This is a genomic window from Arthrobacter sp. TMN-50 (genome assembly GCF_054511125.1).
The window spans coordinates 26,482-44,456 of sequence record NZ_JBTNDG010000010.1; the positions used below are offsets into that span (position 1 = coordinate 26,482).

17 protein-coding genes are annotated in these 17,975 nt (G+C 64.8%); 12 read left to right on the forward strand and 5 right to left on the reverse strand.

The window, feature by feature from the left end:
* Window positions 1–53: 53 nt before the first annotated feature.
* Window positions 54–1,052, forward strand: a complete 999-nt coding sequence (locus ACX80A_RS11820; protein WP_459259916.1) for a glycine betaine ABC transporter substrate-binding protein — start codon at window positions 54–56, stop codon at window positions 1,050–1,052.
* Here ACX80A_RS11820 and ACX80A_RS11825 read toward each other — a convergent pair.
* Together ACX80A_RS11825 and ACX80A_RS11830 are read right to left on the reverse strand one after the other, a co-directional pair.
* Window positions 1,049–2,200 carry an EAL domain-containing protein gene (locus ACX80A_RS11825; protein WP_459259917.1) on the reverse strand — a complete coding sequence of 384 codons (1,152 nt, stop codon included), beginning with the start codon at window positions 2,198–2,200 and terminating at the stop codon, window positions 1,049–1,051. The two genes, ACX80A_RS11820 and ACX80A_RS11825, sit on opposite strands and share 4 nt — an antisense overlap.
* Window positions 2,197–2,373 (reverse strand): DUF1059 domain-containing protein, encoded by a 177-nt coding sequence (locus ACX80A_RS11830; RefSeq protein ID WP_459259918.1) that lies wholly within the window; start codon window positions 2,371–2,373, stop codon window positions 2,197–2,199. The genes ACX80A_RS11825 and ACX80A_RS11830 overlap by 4 nt, the downstream gene beginning before the upstream one ends.
* Before the next feature lie 274 nt (window positions 2,374–2,647).
* Between ACX80A_RS11830 and ACX80A_RS11835 the strand changes: the two genes are divergently transcribed.
* The 7 genes from ACX80A_RS11835 to ACX80A_RS11865 all read left to right on the forward strand — a co-directional run bounded on the left by ACX80A_RS11835 (window position 2,648) and on the right by ACX80A_RS11865 (window position 11,218).
* Window positions 2,648–3,682 carry a LacI family DNA-binding transcriptional regulator gene (locus ACX80A_RS11835; RefSeq protein WP_459259919.1) on the forward strand — a complete coding sequence of 345 codons (1,035 nt, stop codon included), beginning with the start codon at window positions 2,648–2,650 and terminating at the stop codon, window positions 3,680–3,682.
* A gap of 43 nt (window positions 3,683–3,725) precedes the next feature.
* Window positions 3,726–5,018: an extracellular solute-binding protein gene (locus ACX80A_RS11840; protein ID WP_459259920.1), complete on the forward strand. Its 1,293-nt coding sequence runs from the start codon at window positions 3,726–3,728 to the stop codon at window positions 5,016–5,018.
* Window positions 5,019–5,029: 11 nt separating this feature from the next.
* Window positions 5,030–5,980 carry a carbohydrate ABC transporter permease gene (locus ACX80A_RS11845; RefSeq protein ID WP_459259922.1) on the forward strand — a complete coding sequence of 317 codons (951 nt, stop codon included), beginning with the start codon at window positions 5,030–5,032 and terminating at the stop codon, window positions 5,978–5,980.
* A gap of 142 nt (window positions 5,981–6,122) precedes the next feature.
* Window positions 6,123–6,914 carry a carbohydrate ABC transporter permease gene (locus ACX80A_RS11850; RefSeq protein WP_459259975.1) on the forward strand — a complete coding sequence of 264 codons (792 nt, stop codon included), beginning with the start codon at window positions 6,123–6,125 and terminating at the stop codon, window positions 6,912–6,914.
* 111 nt (window positions 6,915–7,025) lie between these two features.
* Window positions 7,026–8,048 (forward strand): glycoside hydrolase family 130 protein, encoded by a 1,023-nt coding sequence (locus tag ACX80A_RS11855; protein ID WP_459259976.1) that lies wholly within the window; start codon window positions 7,026–7,028, stop codon window positions 8,046–8,048.
* Complete coding sequence (locus ACX80A_RS11860) at window positions 8,045–10,144, forward strand: hypothetical protein (protein ID WP_459259923.1); 2,100 nt, start codon at window positions 8,045–8,047, stop codon at window positions 10,142–10,144. Before ACX80A_RS11855 ends, ACX80A_RS11860 begins: the two co-directional genes overlap by 4 nt.
* A 162-nt stretch (window positions 10,145–10,306) precedes the next feature.
* The gene (locus ACX80A_RS11865) at window positions 10,307–11,218 is read left to right on the forward strand and encodes a phosphodiesterase (RefSeq protein WP_459259924.1); all 912 of its coding nucleotides are present in this window, start codon (window positions 10,307–10,309) and stop codon (window positions 11,216–11,218) included.
* 64 nt (window positions 11,219–11,282) lie between these two features.
* Here ACX80A_RS11865 and ACX80A_RS11870 read toward each other — a convergent pair whose 3' ends face one another.
* Together ACX80A_RS11870 and ACX80A_RS11875 are read right to left on the reverse strand one after the other, a co-directional pair.
* The gene (locus tag ACX80A_RS11870; protein ID WP_459259978.1) at window positions 11,283–12,698 is read right to left on the reverse strand and encodes a stealth family protein; all 1,416 of its coding nucleotides are present in this window, start codon (window positions 12,696–12,698) and stop codon (window positions 11,283–11,285) included.
* Window positions 12,699–12,978: 280 nt separating this feature from the next.
* On the reverse strand, window positions 12,979–13,608 hold the full coding sequence (locus tag ACX80A_RS11875; protein ID WP_459259925.1) for a DUF1684 domain-containing protein: 630 nt from the start codon (window positions 13,606–13,608) through the stop codon (window positions 12,979–12,981).
* Between the two features lie 78 nt (window positions 13,609–13,686).
* On the opposite strand from ACX80A_RS11875, the gene ACX80A_RS11880 reads away from it, so the two are divergent.
* Together ACX80A_RS11880 and ACX80A_RS11885 are read left to right on the forward strand one after the other, a co-directional pair.
* A complete protein-coding gene (locus tag ACX80A_RS11880; RefSeq protein WP_459259926.1) occupies window positions 13,687–14,439 on the forward strand; it encodes a sulfite exporter TauE/SafE family protein in 753 nt (250 codons plus the stop codon).
* A gap of 84 nt (window positions 14,440–14,523) precedes the next feature.
* Entirely contained in the window at window positions 14,524–15,819 is a 1,296-nt protein-coding gene (locus ACX80A_RS11885; protein ID WP_459259927.1) for a cell division protein PerM, read from the forward strand.
* Window positions 15,820–15,913: 94 nt separating this feature from the next.
* On the opposite strand, the gene ACX80A_RS11890 is transcribed toward ACX80A_RS11885, so the two are convergent.
* Window positions 15,914–16,348 (reverse strand): hypothetical protein, encoded by a 435-nt coding sequence (locus ACX80A_RS11890; RefSeq protein WP_459259928.1) that lies wholly within the window; start codon window positions 16,346–16,348, stop codon window positions 15,914–15,916.
* 39 nt (window positions 16,349–16,387) lie between these two features.
* On the opposite strand from ACX80A_RS11890, the gene purN reads away from it, so the two are divergent.
* Both purN and ACX80A_RS11900 read left to right on the forward strand, forming a co-directional pair.
* Window positions 16,388–16,957: a phosphoribosylglycinamide formyltransferase gene (purN, locus tag ACX80A_RS11895; protein WP_459259929.1), complete on the forward strand. Its 570-nt coding sequence runs from the start codon at window positions 16,388–16,390 to the stop codon at window positions 16,955–16,957.
* A 1-nt stretch (window position 16,958) separates the two neighbouring features.
* Window positions 16,959–17,975: a magnesium and cobalt transport protein CorA gene (locus ACX80A_RS11900; protein WP_459259930.1), complete on the forward strand. Its 1,017-nt coding sequence runs from the start codon at window positions 16,959–16,961 to the stop codon at window positions 17,973–17,975.

The window sequence follows — 17,975 nt, forward strand, 5'->3', positions numbered from 1 at the left end:
CATCGCACCCCGCCCGGAAAGGCGCCACGCCTTCAACGACTTGCAGGCGTGCATTGCGTCGCGTCGCAGGTGCCGCCGTCGTGCTCTCCACTGGTCTGCTGGCCACCGGCTGCGGACTGCAGCCAGCCACCTCGTACGTCCCGCTGGCAGGACCCGGCAGCATCGAGGAAATTGTCGACGGCGAACCGTTGACCGTCACGTCGAAGAACTTCACCGAGCAGCTGATCCTCGGCAAGATTGCCGTCCTGGCGGGGCAGGCAGCGGGGTTCGACGTCACCGACCTCACCAACGTTCCCGGCAGCCAACCCGTCCGCGAGCTGGTGCTCGCCGGGCAGGCGGACATGGTCTGGGAATACACCGGCACCGCCTGGCTTACCTACCTTGGCATGAGTGAAGGGTTCCCCAACCAGGACGAGCAATTCGCCGCGGTCTACGAAGCCGACCTGTTGAATGGGTTGACCTGGGGGGACGCGGCCCCCTTGAACAACACCTACGCGATCGCTGTGCGCACCGAGGCCGTCGAGGAACTCGGCGGGATCAGTTCGATCGCTGAAATCGCTGACCTGCCCGTGGAGGAGAGGACCTTCTGCGTCGAAGCCGAGTTCAACTCCCGACCCGACGGCATGAACCCGATGCTCGCCCACTACGGGATGGAGCGTGGTGCTCCGGACGGCGTACCCGATGACAACATCAGCATCTTCGATACCGGCGCGGTCTACACGGCCACCGACAATGGGGACTGTAACTTCGGTGAGGTGTTCGCCACCGATGGGCGGATCGATGCCCTGGATCTGACGGTCCTTGAAGATAATCTCGGCTTCTTCCCTGCCTACAACGCGGCGCCGGTCTTTTACACGGACACGCTTGAGGAGCATCCGGAACTCGAGGGCGTTTTCGGTGCGATTGCTCCGACCCTGACCGACGAAGCGTTGCGGGCCATGAACCTGCGGGTAGACGTCGAGGGCGAGGAACCAGCCGACGTCGCGTTCGACTTCATGGTGGAGCAGGGCTTCATCTCGGAGCCCGACGGCGCGCTCGGCTCCGGTAGCTAGGGTTCGCGAGGGCCGCTCGCCGTGAGCGCGGTGATCATCCGTTCCAGCCGTGTGATCCCCGCGAACCGTCCGGCGTTGTCGGTGACGAGGAGCGGCTCGAACCGGTAGGCGGTCTCGCGGGTCATGGACCGATCGAGGGCGTCCGCCAGGGGAGTGTCCAGGTTGGCGCGCATTCCCTGGCTCACCACACCCAGGGCTGCGGCGTCGGGGGTGAGTACCGAGATGGGCCGCAGATCGGCGTCGATGAGGACAACGGAGCCCAGCCCAGGGTCCTCGGTAAACGCCTCGATCGCCTCGGCCATGCCCAGGACGGCAGGGGACGGTTCGACGACGTCGCGCAGGACGGTCTTCCGGGCCGATGTCTGCCGGGCGGCGAGCCGGTGGGCGAGCTCAAATTCGATTCCCGCCCACGGTGGTGCTGGCCGGGCCAGCAGGTACCCCTGGACAAGGGGAACACCCAGGCTGACCAGGGTATCGAGTTCTTCCACCCGTTCCACGCCCTCGGCGAGGATCCAGGCGTCCACCCGGCTGGCGAAGATCCCGAGCATTTCAATCAGGGCACGCTTGGCTTCGTCGCGGTCAACATCCTGGATCAGCTCCCGATCAATCTTGATCATTGAGGGCCGCAGCTGCAGCAGGTGGCGCAGGCCAGCGTAGCCAGCACCGGCGTCGTCGACGGCGATGAGGGCGCCGGCGGACCGCAACTGGTGCAGATCGGGCTCCAGTTCAAGGTAGGAGTCGATCGGGGTTTGCTCGGTGAGCTCGACAATCAGTCCCCCAAGGTCTCTCTCCTGCCGCCACACGCTGCGGATGCTTTCCGTTGTGAGGAGCTCGGGGGAGACGTTGAGAGTCAGAAAGCAGTTGGTGGGTAGGCCCGGACGGGCTCGCAGGGCGACTCGCAAGGCAGCCGACTCGAGATCAGCGCTCCGTCCGTGGCGGCGCGCTGCAGCGAACCACACCTCGGGGTTCTTTTCCTCGAACCCTGGAAACCGTGCCAGTGCCTCGTAGCCGACCACCGTGCCACGTGAGGTGTCGACGATCGGCTGGTACGCGGTAGCCAGGCCTTCGCCCCGGCAGGCGACCGCGAGCAGCTCCTCCCAGTCCGGGGCAGGGGCGGCTCCGGACCGGGAGGGGCGTGCGGAGATCAACTAACCGGTTGGATGGCACCGCGGACAGATTGGACGAGGCTGTCGGGCACCGACGTCAACCCGTGAACTGCGGCGGCGTGAGCACCCACCTGAGCCAGGATTTCATCGTCCGAGCTGCACACCCACTTGGCGTCGCAACCGGGAACCACATCACCACATGCAAACGATTTCATCGGATCTCCTTGACTACGCCGTGTTCGGCGGTGAACCTGCATAACTTTCCGTTTTTGAGTTCAACGACTCAGAACTATATTCGCCGTGCGAGTCAATAAAGATGGTTGTGCCACCCGCTGAATCCGCTCTCATTTCGAGACATCCTTGACTATCGGTCACTGAACCGGTTAAGTTGAGGATACTTAACCGGTTAAGTGACGCGTATCACCTTAAGGTACCCTATCCGCCGGTATTTAGCGCCGGCACTGCATCAAGCGAAGAACGGAGACGGCGATGGCAGTAACGATCAGTGACGTAGCCCGGGCCGCCGGGGTGAGCAAGGGCGCCGTGTCCTATGCCCTTAACGGGCAGGCCGGGGTGAGCGAGGATACCCGCCGTCGGATCCTCAGCACCGCCGCCGCCCTGGGCTGGACACCCAGCCTGCGGGCCAGGTCCCTATCCTCCTCTAAGGCCTACGCGCTTGGTCTGGTGGTGGCCCGCGGCCCCAAGCTGTTGGGGACCGATCCGTTCTTCCCATCGTTCATTGCCGGCATTGAGACCACTCTCGCCGACCGGGGCTATTCGCTGGTCCTGACCGTCGCCACCAAAACGGGGGCCGAGGAAGCCAGCTACCGACGCCTGGCGCATGAGGGGCGGGTGGACGGCGTGATCCTCAGCGACATGCGCACAGACGACTCCCGGATCGCCCTGCTGCTGGAACTGGGGCTTGCAGCCGTCACCCTGAACCGCCCCAACACACCCTCACCGTTTCCTGCGGTCTGCATGGATGATACCGAGGGTATTAGCCACGCCGTCCAGCACCTGGTCGACCTGGGCCACACCCGGATCGCCCACGTGGGCGGGTCCCAGCACTACATCCACGGTTTGAGCCGGCGCAACGCATGGGCGAACACCCTTGGGCGCAACGGGCTGGACCATGACCTGTTCATCGAGGCAGACTTCGGGGCTCAGGAGGGGGCGGCCGCGACGGCCAACTTCCTGGCGCGCGACGAGCCGCCCACCGCCATCGTCTACGCGAACGACATCATGGCAACTGCGGGACAGGCTTTCGCCCAGCAGCAAGGTCTGCGGATTCCCAAAGACCTGTCGATCACCGGTTACGACAACACCGAATACGCCCAGTACCTCAATCCCGCACTCACCAGCATCGGCAGCGACCCGCTGCTGTGGGGCAGCGCGGCGGCGCAAGTACTGCTGAATCAGCTCGAAGGCACTCACGACGGCGACGACGTCGTCCTTCCTGCACCAGGACTAATCACCCGCGGGTCCACCGCGGCGCCCCACGGCCGGAATACCCCCCGGCAGTAACTAACTCAGTAACCACAGTGAAAGTGACCTAGGAGACAACGCAATGACGCGATACACCAAGCGAACACTGGCCATCACGGCTACCGCCATCATGGGTCTGGGACTCGCCGCCTGCGGCGGGGGCGGCGGCGGCGCGGCCGGCGACGGAGAGCTGACCAGCGGCCCGATCACCATCTGGTATTCAAACAACCAGCAGGAAGTCGCCTGGGGCGAAGCGATGGTTGAAGCCTGGAACGCAGACAACCCCGATCAGGAGGTCACCGCCCAGGAGATCCCCGCGGGCACCAGCTCCGAAGAGGTCATCGCGGCCGCCATCACCGCCGGCAACGCCCCCTGCATCGTGATGAACACGGCGCCCGTAGCGGTCCCGCAGTTCGAGGAAATGGGTGGGTTGGTCCCGCTGGACACCTTCGATGACGGCGTCGAATACGTCGAATCCCGCAGCGGCGAGGTCGCCGAGCAGTACAAGTCGGCGGACGGCCAGTATTACCAGCTGCCGTGGAAATCCAACCCAGTGGTGCTGTACTACAACAAGGACATATTCGAGGCAGCGGGCCTCGACCCCGAGAACCCGGCGCTGGGCACCCAGGACGAGCTCCTCGAAACCTCCCGCACCCTCGTTGAATCCGGTGCAGCCGAGTACGCCATGTGGCCTTCCCCAGCCGGCGAGTTCTACCAGTCTTGGTTCGACTTTTACCCCTTCTTCGCCGCGGCATCTGGTGGATCACAGCTGGTGGTCGATGGCGAGGCAGCCTTCAACTCCGAAGAAGGCAAGGCTGTCGCTAGCATGTGGCAGACCATGTACGAGGAGGGCCTGTCCTCGCAGGAGGCGTACACCGGCGACTCCTTCGTTGACGGGAAAGCGGCCATCGCCATCTCCGGCCCGTGGGCCATCCCGGTTTACGGCGACGACGTCAACTGGGGTACGGCACCCGTGCCGGGCCTCACCGAAGGCGACGAGAGCTACACGTTCTCCGACGCCAAAAACATGGCCATCTACTCTGCCTGCGACAACAAGCAGACCGCCTGGGACCTGATGAAGTTCGCCACCAGCGAGGAACAGGACGGGGCGCTGCTGGAAGCGACCGGCCAGATGCCCATCCGCGCCGATCTGACCGAAGCCTACGCCGAGTACTTCGAAGCCAACCCCGCCTACACCGAGTTCGCCGACCAGGCGTCGCGGGCCGTCGAGGTCCCCAATGTCCCCAATTCGGTTGAAATCTGGCAGACTTTTCGCGATGCCTATGGCGCGTCGGTGATCTTCAGCAATGAGACAGTCGACGACGCCTTCACCACCGCCGCCGAGGAAATCAGCACCCTCGCCACCGAAGAGTAGGCGGACCGACGGTGACTCCTTCATCCACCGTCGGTAAGCTGCGGGATCCGGGCATCAGCCCGGGTCCCGCCCCCCGCCGGCACAACAGACCGCTGGGACGCCAACCCCTTGGGCTCGTGTTCAGTGCGCCGTATGTCCTTTTCATCTTCGCGGTGCTTGCGTTCCCCCTGGGCTACGCCGTCTACATTTCCTTTCACGATTTCTTCTTCACCGCGCCGGGCGTGGCCGTCGAACGTCCGTTCGTCGGGTTCGACAACTATGCCGCGGTGCTCACCGATCCGGACGTCGCACGGTCCTTCGCAAATGTTGGCGTGTTCCTGGTCATCAACGTTCCGCTTACCGTGGTGCTGTCGCTGGTCCTCGCCAACGCCCTCAACCGGGTCACCCGGTTCCGCGTATTCTTCAGGGTCAGCTACTACGTGCCGTACGTGACGGCGAGCGTCGCCGTCGTCGGGGTCTGGCTGTTCCTCTTCGCGCAGGACGGCCTGGTCAACTCGGTCCTCGGCCCGCTCGCCCCGGACCCGTCCTGGCTGGTCAACTCTGGTCTGGCGATGCCCACCGTTGCGCTGTTTGTGACGTGGAAGCAACTTGGATTTTCCATCCTGCTCTACCTTGCCGCGCTGCAGAACATCCCCGAGGAACTGTACGAGTCGGCTTCCGTCGATGGCGCCGGCAAGGTGCGCCAGTTCTTCAGCATCACCGTCCCCAGCGTCAGACCAGCCACGTTCCTGGTCACCCTGCTCGCCACCATCACCGGTGCGAACCTCTTCACCGAGCCCTACCTACTCACCGGGGGCGGCGGACCGGACGGCGCGTCCACATCGCCCGTGTTCCTGATGTACCAGCAGGGAATCCTGCAGGGCAACCCCGACACCGCTGCCGCCCTCGGCGTTCTGCTGGTGCTTGGCGTGCTGCTGCTGGCCCTGGTCCAACGCCGCTTCATCGGCGGGAAGGACGATTGACATGACCAAGGATTTTCAGCCAACCCTGGCGACGGCGGTCCCTCCGCGCGTGGACCCTGCTGCCGACCCGCCCGGGAAAGACCGTACATCGTCGACCGCGAGGCAGCGCTCCCTGCGCCCGTTCAGTTTTCTCCTGCTCGCCATGGGCGCGTTCGTGTTCCTGTTTCCGTTCTACTACATGTTCATTGGGTCGTTACAGACCGAACCGGACACCTCGGTCGCCGGGGCCTTTCCCAACATCGGGAACATCACCGGCCAGAACTATGTGCTGATCAACGAGTCGATCAACCTGGTGCGGGGGCTGATCAATTCGGGAATCTTCACCGGCGGAGTCATCCTGTGCACCATGCTGCTTGGCATCCCGGCGGGATACGCCCTCGCACAGATGGAGTTCCGCGGGCGGGGGATGGTGTTTGGCATGCTGCTGCTGGTCCAGATTGTCCCGTTCCAGTTGCTGCTCATCCCGCTGTATGTGCTGATTGTGCGGGACTACGGCCTGGCGGACAGCTATCTGGGAATGATCCTGCCGTTCGCCATAAACTCGACTGCCGTCTTTGTCTTCAGGCAGTACTTTCTGCAGCTGCCCACCTCGCTGTTCGAGGCGGCGCGCATCGATGGGGCCAGCGAACTGCGGATCCTCACCCAGATCGCTATCCCGCTGGTGCGGCCCGCCATCGTCACGGCTGTCCTACTCGTGTTCATCGGACCGTGGAACGAATTCCTGTGGCCGTTCCTGGTCACCAAGGACGCGGACTTCCAACCGCTGGCCGTGTCACTCGCCAACTACATCTCCAATGTTGCGGCTACCGCAGCCAACCCGTTCGGTGCCATCCTGGCCGGCGCGTGCGTGCTCGCGGCTCCCGCCGTTGCACTGTTCATTGTTTTCCAACGCCAGTTCATCTCAACCAATATCGGATCAAGCGCAAAGGGCTAACCTTCCATGACTTCGCAAAGCACAGCGTCCCCCACAGACTCTCCAACCACAGCTTCCCCCGCCATTCTGCTACCCACCGTGCCGTTCACGCTGGCGCGTGCGGGCGTCATCATGAGCCCCGAGAAGGGCAACGACGTTGAGGCGGAAGGGGTCCTCAACCCGGCCAGTGGACGCGGCCCGGACGGGGAACTGTACCTGCTTCCCCGTCTGGTCTCCAAAGGCAACGTGTCCCGCGTTGGGCTCGCCAAGATCGTGATCGAGAACGGGGTACCCACCGGCGTTGAGCGGATGGGCGTCGTCCTGGGGCCTGACGAGGGCTGGGAACGCGGCACCAATAACTCGGGCACCGAGGACCCCCGCACCACTTGGGTGCCCTCGCTCGGCCTGCACCTGATGACCTATGTAGCGTACGGCCCGCTGGGACCGCGGATGGCGTTCGCCCATTCCACCGAGCTGCGGTCCTGGCAGCGGCTCGGCCCGTGCTTCTTCGAGTACAAAGCCGAACTGTCCATGGACCTGAACCTGTTCCCCAATAAGGACGGCGTGTTTTTCCCCGAGCCGGTCAAGGACCCCGACGGCGTCCTCTCCTACGCGCTCCTGCACCGCCCGATGTGGGATCTGGGCTGGATCCGTGAGGGCGAAGGCGAGCACCTGCCCGCCGGGATCACCGACAACCGGCCCGGCATCTGGATCTCCTATGTGGCGGTGGAGGATGTCGAAAAGGACCTCCGCAACCTGGTCCACATGGGCAAGCACACCCTCGTGGCGTTGAGCGAGTTCGAGTTCGAGGAACTGAAGATCGGTGGGGGCCCACCCCCCATCCGGATCGACGAGGGCTGGCTGATCATCCATCACGGGGTGGCCGGTGCGCTGGAAAAATCGGCATTCGACCACCAGCAGAAGGTCAACTATTCGGCCGCGGCGATGATCCTCTCCGCCGATGACCCCTCCGTGGTGATCGCCCGCAGTCGTAAACCGTTGCTGGAACCGGAAACCGAGGACGAAAAGTCCGGAATCGTGCCGAACGTGGTCTTCCCGACAGCCATCGAGGAAATCGACGGTCAACTCTTCGTCTTCTACGGCATGGCTGACTCCAAAATCGGTGTGGCCCGCCTCGATCGGGTTGCATCATGAGCGCCGCCCGCGCGGCACGCATCCCTTGCCTGGCTGTGGGCGTCTCGCTCGCGATCGTCGGCGTTGGGATGGCTCCGGTGGCCGCGGCGCCGCCTGTTGCGGTTTCAGCATGGGCCAACCCAACGCTGGAGGCGGCGGAAACGGCACCCCTGACCAACACTGCGCACCTCGACTGGTTGCTGGACGACGTGCCGGTGCCGGACATCGCCGGGCATAGCACCTACCGGTCCGGCGATCAGCCCACGGCGTTGGCGCCGTGGACCTACGCTGACCGGAACGACGACGGCACCTACCGGAAAATCGGCGGCGGGACACTGAACGCCGAGGGTGACTGGAGCCAGGGTGCCTACAACGCCGACGACATCTCCCGCACCGCAGTGGTGTACCTCAGGCACTGGCAGCAGACCGGGAGCGAGGCGAGCAGGGAGTCAGCCTTCCAGACCCTCCGGTCCCTGGTTTACCTGCAGACCACCGACGGACCCAACGCCGGTAATGTGGTGCTCTGGCAGCAGACCGACGGAGATCTGAATCCCAGCGCCGAACCTATCGAATTGCCGGACCCCTCCGACTCGGCCGAATCGTACTGGGTGGCACGCACGGTGTGGGCTCTCGGCGAAGGGTACGCCGCGTTCCGCGAAGCCGACCCCGAGTTCGCTGCCTTCCTGCAGGAGCGACTGCACCTGTCGTTGGGCGCGCTCAACCGTCAGTCGCTGGGCCAGTACGGCCAGTACGACTTGGCCGACGGCGTACCGGTGCCCGCGTGGCTGATCGCCGACGGTGCCGACGCTTCGGCCGAGGCCGTGCTGGGCCTGTCGGCCTATGTTGCCGCCGCACCAGCGGATGGCGTGGCCCGGACGGCGCTCTCCCAGTTGAGCGAGGGCATCGCCGAGATGTCGGCGGGGGACACCCGGGCCTGGCCATTTGGTGCCATCCTGCCGTGGACCAAGTCGCAGACGTTCTGGCACGCCTGGGGCGGGATGGCACCAGCCGCCGTCGCCAACGCGTCGGTGGTGCTGGGGCGGCCCGAACTGGCCGACGCAGCGGTCCGTGATACCGCCGGGTTCACCGCGCAGCTGATTGCCGCCGGCGGGCCGGACAACGCGTGGACCCCGACTCCCTCCGAACGGGTGCAGATCGCCTACGGCGTCGACTCGCGGCTGCAAAGCCTCGTGTCGACGGCTGAGGCGACGGGGGCAATCGGGCTGTATGAGCTGGCGGCGGTGATGGGCGGCTGGTACTTCGGTGCCAACCGCAGCGGCGAACCCACCTACAACCCAGCAACCGGAGTCACCTTCGACGGCGTCCAGGCCGACGGCACCGTGAATGTCAACTCGGGTGCCGAGTCCACCATCCACGGACTGCTGTCCATGCTGGTCCTGGACGCCCACCCCGAACTGAAGGCGGACGCCCTGGGCATTGACCAGACCGTCACCACCGACGGGCTCACCGTGGTGGAAGCGGAAACCGGAACCATCACGGGCGACGGCAGCATGGTTACCGCCGAGTCGGCGTGGACCGGGGAAGCGAACATCTCCGGTGGCGCGTACGCGCAGCTGAGCGCTGGTGCGCGCCTGCGCATCCCGGTGCCCGCGCATCAGCAGGATCGCAACGTGTACCCGATCGTGAACCGGACCATCGTGGAGTCAGGGACCACCACCTGGTCCGGCAAGCGGAAGCTCGGCACCACGCCGAATGGCGGGGCGGGGGAGCAGGGCATCACCGATGCGCCAGGGCTGTTGCAGCCGTTCAGCCTGGAGCGGGACCTGCGGCGGGGCGAACGCAGTGTGAGCGCCGCCGTCGACGGGGCCGCCTCAATCGACGCGCTGCTGCTCCAACCGCTGATCTCCTCGGTAACCGTCGACGGACCGGCGGGGGAGTCAACCATTTATGTGAGTGCAGCCGAGAAGAAGTCGCTGCATCCGGTGAAAGTGCCGAGCGGGTACTGGCTGGAACAGCAGGCCTACGATGCGGCCGGTCAGCCGGTTGCCCTGCCGGGCAACAAGGGCAAGGGCAAGGATCACAACAGGGGCAAAGATCGGGGCAATGTTTATGTGGCGCCGGGTGGCTTCACCGAAACCTCGCTGATCCGTAAGTAGGTCCAGGGCGATCCCGCGGCCGGGGACACCCCGGCTGCGGGAACACTCTTCAAGCGTTATCCGACTTGCCGGGCTGTGTTCACCAGCTATTGGTTTGATCTCTGCTTTGATGGAGGTCAATTAGGTTGTAAACGGTTACCGCCAGCTACCTAGAAGGTCACCATGAATTACCGGACGGCCGAACATCCTCGGCCGCAGCAGTTTATTCTCCACCTCAGCGACACCCACCTGCTCGGTGGGCCTGGGCCACTGTACGGGGCGGTGGATAGTGAAGCCCGGCTACGCCAGATTTTCACCGAGTTGGAAGACTCGGGGGCCCGGCCGGAAGCGCTGGTCTTCACCGGGGACCTGGCCGACCGGGGCGAAGCCAACGCCTATGCGAAGCTCCGCGCCATTGTTGAACCCGCAGCGGCGAAGCTCGGCGCCGAGGTGATTTGGGCGATGGGTAACCACGACGACCGGGCCAACTTTCGGGTAGGCCTGCTCGATCAGGCTCCAGACTCCGCCCCGATCGACCGCAGCTACCTCATCAACGGGTTGCGCATCATCACCCTCGATTCGACGGTGCCCGGCCACCATCACGGTGAATTCAGCCATGAGCAGTTGGTGTGGCTGGCCAATGAGCTCCTCACCCCGGCGCCACACGGCACCCTGCTGGCCCTGCACCACCCGCCGATTCCCTGCGTACAGGATCTCTCTGTTTTGGTGGAACTGCGCGGCCAACGCCAGCTCGCCGACGTCGTCCGCGGTTCCGATGTGCGCGGCATCCTGGCCGGCCACCTGCACTACTCAACCACCGCCACCTTCGCCGGGGTGCCGGTGTCGGTGGCGTCGGCCACCTGCTACACCCAGGATTTGGGGTACGACGGCGGCGGGACCCGCGGTCGGGACGGAGCCCAGGCGTACAACCTGGTGCACGTCTACGCGGACACGATCGTCCACTCCGTAGTCCCGATCGGCGCATACCGGCCGGTGGGCGAGACCGTCCCGCTGGCGGAAACACGCCGCCGGCTTGATGCCGCAGGAGTGAAGATCGCCGACGCCACCCCCCTGCGCCAGCTCACCGGGGCCTAAGACCCGCGCGCTGGTTCCGGCTTCTTGATTCTCCGGGGGTTCACCCGGGGTCAAGGCTTCCGGATCACTTCTCCCAGGGCGCTTTGATGGGGAAGTACTTTTCCAGGAAGTCGGTGACCAGCCTGGCCCGCTCGTCGGCGGGTACCTCAGGGAAGCTGCCGTCGTTAAGGCAGAAGAAGTCCGTGTGCCGTTTGTCGAGCAGTTTGTTCAGGCTGCTCAGTCCCGACCGCATGGTGGTGTCGATGTACTGCACCTTCGCTGATTCCTGAGTGACGGCCCGCCCGGTCAGCAACGCGTAGTAGTGGTACAGCGAGTTGGTGACCGAAATGTTGTCCTTTGCACGGAACCGTGAGGCGGCGGTGGCAGCGAAATCGGCGGCGAACTCCTCCTCCATTTCCAGGAGCACGCTGCGGCGCAGGGGTGCTGCGGTGTGCTCAAGGTGCCGGGTGGTGATCCTGCCGAAGCGCTCATGCAACAGGCGGCGGTTGACCCGGGCGGCGTTTTCGAAGCCGCTGCGCTCGGCGTCGTTATCGCCCAACCCGATACGGGTGTCCGCCTGGATGAACTTGGTGATCCCGCCCGGGGAGAAGAACATGTCGGGGGACACCGGGCGGCCGAAGAACATGTCGTCGTTGGAGTAGAGGAAATGCTCGGACAGTCCGGGAATGTGCTGCAGTTGGCTCTCGACGGCCTGCGAGTTGTGAGTCGGGAGCACCGACGGATCCCTGAAGTGCTCCTCGGAGCGAACCAGGGTGACCGAGGGATGATCGGCCAGCCAGATGGGGGCCGCCGAGTCGGTGGCGATGAAAATCCGGCGGACCCACGGAGCGAACATATACACCGACCGCAGGGCGTACTTGAGCTCGTTGATCTGACGGAACCGTGCCTCATGGTCATCGCCCGAGCCCACCACGGCGCCCTGCATCCGTGCGGCGCGGGCAGCCTGGAACTCGGGTGAGCTGCCGTCCACCCAGGAGAACACCAGGTCGATCTCGAAGTCGATATCAGTTGCGTGATCGGCGAACATGTTGTCTATCGTGGGCCACATCAAGCCGTGACGCTCCACGGACCCGCGGACCACCTCGGAGGAGGGGAGGGTGCGGCGGGTCAGGGAGTTTTCGACGGGGAGCTCGATGGTGTCGCCGCCGAGCTTCCACAGTTCAATCTGCACGCCAGCGGACGGTCCGAAAGCCAGCCCGCCGATCGGCTCAATCCGTGGGCGGAACAGCCGGAAGATGCGGGCCTTGTTGCTGTGTGACAGGGAACCGTCGGTGACCAAAAGGGTGGTCTTGCGCTTCGTGTCAACGGTCCGGGAGTAGAACGGCTCGTTCTCGCAGGCTGCAACGAGGGCATCCCGGAGGCGTTCGCGGTGCTTGAGATCGATAGCGATCACTGGACGCTCGTCATTGCCGCGCACCAGCAGGTACTCAATGTCGGCGCTTTCAAGCGCGGCGCGGATAAACAACAGATCCTCCACCATCGCCTGATGCGGTGTGACGTTCTGGTTGATCAGGGTGAACCGGCGTTTGACCGTAGTGATGTCGGCGCGGTCGTTAAACCGTGCGACTGCAGCGCGCGACGCCGACTCAAGGACTTCGGCCTCGTTAACGGGTTCGGGCGCGCCGAAGTAAATATCGTGTTGGGCGGCAGTATCCGTAATGTGAGCCTCCAGAGGGGTACCAGGTGTCTTAGCTCCATGATAAAGCCTGCCCCGCACCCGGCGTCCCGCGCCGGATCCTTCAGCGTCGCCGTCGTTCTCCCTAATAGGTGGAGTACAACTCACCGACGCGGAGCTCGACGCCGACCCGGTTGTCCGCCCCAGGCAGGGGGCAGGCCCAGGACTCGTCATAGGCGCACGACGGGTTGTAGGCGAAGTTCAGGTCAATGACGAGACGGTCGTCCACCACTCCGAGGTGCGAACCCTTCACGGTGTCCAGCACATAACGGCCGCCCCCGTAGGTTCCGCTGGGCTGCCCGGCGGAACCGTCGCGCAGCGGCAGGAACAACCCGCCCCCGTAGGAGGCGAGTCGCCACAGCGCCAGCCGCCCCACGCCGTCGAGCCCCACCGTGCCGAGCCGCTGGAACGTCACGGTCCCGTCCGTCCCGGTGGGGACGGTCATCTCCTCGCCCACTCCGTCGTCGTCGATCACTGCCTCAAACCTGTAGTCCGACTGGTATTCGGCCACCGCGAGGCCATCGAAGGAGGCGGCAGCCGTTGGATCGAGCGGCGATGCGGGATGGGTGGCGAATAGCCTGTCCCGCCCGGCACGCCACAGGGCATGGGCCGACGACGGCGACCCGGCCTGGGCGCTGTCGCGCACCCGTGCGTAGAGGTCGAAAACCTGCTGACGCCAGTCAGCAGTCTGGAGAGCTGTGGTAACTGTAGGCATCGTCCAAGCCTACTGGCCGGTGCTGGGCGCCCGTCACGGAAAGTCCGAAAACAGTTGCCCAGGCGTACTGTGTCATCTGTGACCACCGGCATTTTCCTCATCGTTCTCTTCTCCATCCTGCTTGGTGCGATCGCGCAGCGGATTGCCGGGCTGGGCTTCGCCCTGCTCATCGCGCCGTTCCTAGTCATCATTCTGGGCCCACACGAGGGAGTGGTGTTGGTCAATATTTGCGGAGTGGTGTCCTCAACCCTGATCGTGGGACGGGTCTGGAAGGACATTGACTGGAGCATGTTCCGGTGGATGGTAATTCCCTCGGTCTTCGGCTCGGTTCCTGGGTCTATCGCTGCGGTGATGCTGCCGTCCGCTCCCTTGTCCGTGACGGTGGGCGGCGTCGTCCTCGTCGCACTCTCGGTGTCACTGGTGCTGCAACGCTCATCGGTGGTGGTGCGCGGCAATGCGCCGAAAGCCGTCGCGGGGTTCGCTGCGGGACTCACCAATTCCATGGCTGGGGTTGGCGGTCCGGCGGTCAGCGCGTACGCCCTGTTGTCTCGTTGGCCGCAACGGCCCTTCGCTGCAACCCTGCAGCCGTTCTTCGTGGTGATTGGGCTGGTAACCCTGACGGTGAAGCTCAGCCTCGACCCCACCGACGCACCCGCACTGCAGTGGTGGATGTGGGCTGCCATCGGCGTCGTGATCGTGACCGGAATTTTCGCCGGCGAGAAGCTCTCCCGGTTCATTAAGGACGACCATGCCCGGTTCTTTGTGATTGTGATCGCTTTCCTTGGCGCCGCCGCTGCATTGGTCAAGGGATTGCTGGACCTTCTGGTTTAACTCCCGGGGCCGTACCGCCCGAACCTGTTGGTCGCACCGCGTCGTTGAACCTCGGAGGCTGCGGCCGGTGGCACCATGGAGGAGATGAAACTTCCACTTCGTATGCCTGATCGGCGTGCCCTGCCCATGCCACTGTGGCTGCAGGGTGTGTTCGAGCTGGCCCAGTCAGCACTGATCTCGGGGCTGCTGATCCTGGCGCCCCTGGCCGCGGTCTGGGTGGCGGGTGGATTCGCTGAGCGCACAGCAACCTCCATGCTGCAATTGGGTGGGCAGGCCTGGCTCCTGATCCACGGGGTACCCCTTGAAGTGACCTTCCCTCCGGCAGACCCGGAGGGGACCGGAACCACAGGACTCCTCGCCATCGTGCCGCTGGGACTAACCCTGATCCCCTTCCTGCTGGCGTGGCGGGCGGGCCGCCGTCTTGCCCGCGCGTCGTACTCCGACCAACTGTGGCAGGCACTCCTCGGGGCACTCGGCAGCTATGCGGTGATCGGTGCCGGCGTCGCCTACCTCAGTACGACTGCTGAAGCGTCGGTCCCGCTGGCCGCCGGTGCGCTGATCCCACTGCTCTCGGCGGGTCTGGGACTGGTGATTGGTGCGTACCGGGAGGCTGGCGAGTGGAGCAGGCTGATCGGCGTCGACCGCGCCGCCTGGCTCGCGAAGACCAGCCAGCATTCCCGCTGGGCTGGATCCTACGCCTGGTCGGGTGTTCGCGCTGGTTTTGTGGCGCTGACTGTCTCCCTCGGGTTGTCGGCACTGCTGCTGGCGGTGACGTTCGGGCTGCGCTGGGCGGAGGTGGCGGCGGTGTACCAGCGCCTGGACGCGGGGATTGTCGGTGGCAGCGCCCTGACCCTCGCGCAGCTCGGCTTCGTGCCCAACCTGGTGGTGTGGACCCTCGCCTGGGCGTCCGGCGCCGGGTTCGCGCTCGGGTCCGGCAGCGCCATCACCCCCTTGACCACCAGCGCCGGTCCGTTGCCTGCACTGCCGGTCCTCGGTGCGGTGCCGCCGGGCACTCTGGAGTACGGGTTGGCGGCGCTCGCCATCCCAGTGCTGGCGGGCCTGCTGGCTGGCTGGTGGTTCTTCAGGGAAGGCGAGAACCACCTCGACGAGTGGCTGGAGATCAAAATGGAGGCGCGGTGGTTCACCGCGAGTGTTTCCACGCTTGCCGCCGCACTGCTGATCGGGGTGACCGCCGGCGTCGCTGCCGGGGTGGTTGCCTGGCTGTCCCGCGCGTCCCTGGGCCTCGGCCGGCTGGTGGATCTGGGCCCCAACCCGTTATGGGTGGCACTTTTGATTGCCGCTGAGGTGGCTGTCGGCGTCGTCATCGGCTATGCGGTGGGGCCGCTGCTGGAGCGGGACAACCGCCAAAAAAGTGGCTGAGCCGCACACAAGTGGTGGGGCCACCACTTACGCGCGGGTCCGCCACTTTCCCGAAGGTGACGCGCAGGTCCGCCACTTTCCCATGCGGCAAGGCTCAGGACCCCGGGAGCAGGCCGCCCAGGTTGCTGAGTTCGTCCTGGCAGGCACTCTGCGCGGCGTTGGTGAGCGCGGTGCCCATGCATTCCTCATAGTCGGCTGTCACCGGCCACAACGCCACCTGGGCGCCGGTCCCAACGACCAGGAAGGCTGTGGCCACTAGCCCGATTACCGTGGTGATGCGCAGCAGCCCGGGGAGCTTGTCTCGCACCGCCCTGACCAGGGCGAAGATCCCGAGCACCAGAGCGGCGAGGCCGAAAACCAGGCCAAGGACTTTCCACGGCAGGGGGAGGGTTCCGGTCAGGATGGCACCGAGCATCGCCAGCAGGAACCACCTGAAGTAGCTCCGCGTCCGGGCCAACTCTTTTTCCTCGGGCGACCCGGGGCTGGGCGCGGCAGGCGCTGGCTTGGCGGGGCGGGGGCTCTCGTTCATGGTTTAACCCTAGGGTAGAGCGCAGCCTATGGTTGACCCATGCGCATCGTAGTCCTGGTTTCCGGTACCGGATCCAACCTTCAGGCGGTCATTGACGCCGTCGACACCGGCACTCTTGATCTCACCATCGCCGCCGTCGGCGCCGACCGGCACGGCACCTATGGGGTGGAGCGCTCCACCGCTGCTGGAATCGCTGGGTTTGTGGTGGACTTCACGTCCTACGGTCGGCGCGCCGAGTGGAATGCCGCGCTGACCGAGAAGGTCGCCTCCTACGCACCGGACTACGTGGTGTCCTCGGGATTCATGCGGATTGTCGACCAGGGCTTCCTTGACGCCTTCCCGAACCGCTATCTCAACACCCATCCGGCTCTGCTGCCGAGCTTCCCCGGCGCGCACGGCGTGCGGGATGCCCTCGCCTATGGGGTAAAGGTGACCGGGTGCACGGTGATGATCGCCGACGCCGGCGTTGACACCGGGCCGATCCTCGCGCAGGCCGCCGTCGAGGTGCTCGACGACGACACCGAGGACACTCTCCACGAACGTATCAAGGTGAAGGAACGCGCCCTGCTGATCGAGACGCTCCGCCGGCTCAGCCAGGAACAGGGCTGACATGGCACTGATCGACAACGCCGTCTATGTTGAGGGCAAGAGGCAGCCAAACCCGGATTCCCTCGACGATACCTTCGACATCATGCGCGCCAGCGGGGGTATGGCATGGATCGGTCTGTACCGGCCCGACGACAACGAGCTCACCGCCGTCGCCGAGGAATTCTCCCTTCATCACCTGGCGGTGGAGGATGCGTTCAAGGGGCACCAGCGGTCCAAACTTGAACGCTACGGGCCAACCCTGTTCGTGGTGCTGCGTCCTGCCCGCTACCTCGACGCTGAAGAGAAGGTGGAATTCGGTGAGCTCCATGTGTTTGTCGGTGAGGACTTTGTGGTCACCGTCAGGCACGCCGAATCACCCGATCTGGGGAAGGTACGCAACCGGCTGGAGGGGAGCCCCGAACTGCTTGCGTTGGGGCCGGCGGCAGTGCTCTATGCCATCCTCGACGAGGTGGTGGACGAGTATGAGCCAGTGGTAAATGGGCTCGAGAACGACATCGACGAGATTGAAAATGAGCTCTTCGGCGGCGACCCGGGCGTCTCCCGGCGCATCTACGACCTGCACCGTGAGGTGATCGAGTTCCAACGAGCCACCCAACCCTTGCAGTTCATGGTGGAGAATCTGCAGCGCGGCTCCGAAAAATACCATCTGGACTCTGAGATAAACCGCCGCCTCGGCGATGTCCTTGACCACGTAATCCGACTGATTGAACAGGTCAACACGTTCCGCACCCTGCTGCAGAACGCCCTCACCGTCCACTCAACCCTGGTGGCCCAACGCCAGAATGAGGAGATGACTCGCCTGACCGAGACCTCACTGGCCCAGAATGAAGAGGTCAAACGAATCTCCTCGTGGGCTGCGATTCTTTTCGCTCCCACCCTGGTGGCCGCCATTTACGGCATGAATTTCGACGTGATGCCCGAACTGCACTGGGCGTTGGGCTACCCGTTTGCTCTGGTGCTGATGGCGGCCACCGGCGTGGGACTGTACCTCGCGTTCAGGCGGAATCGCTGGCTGTAG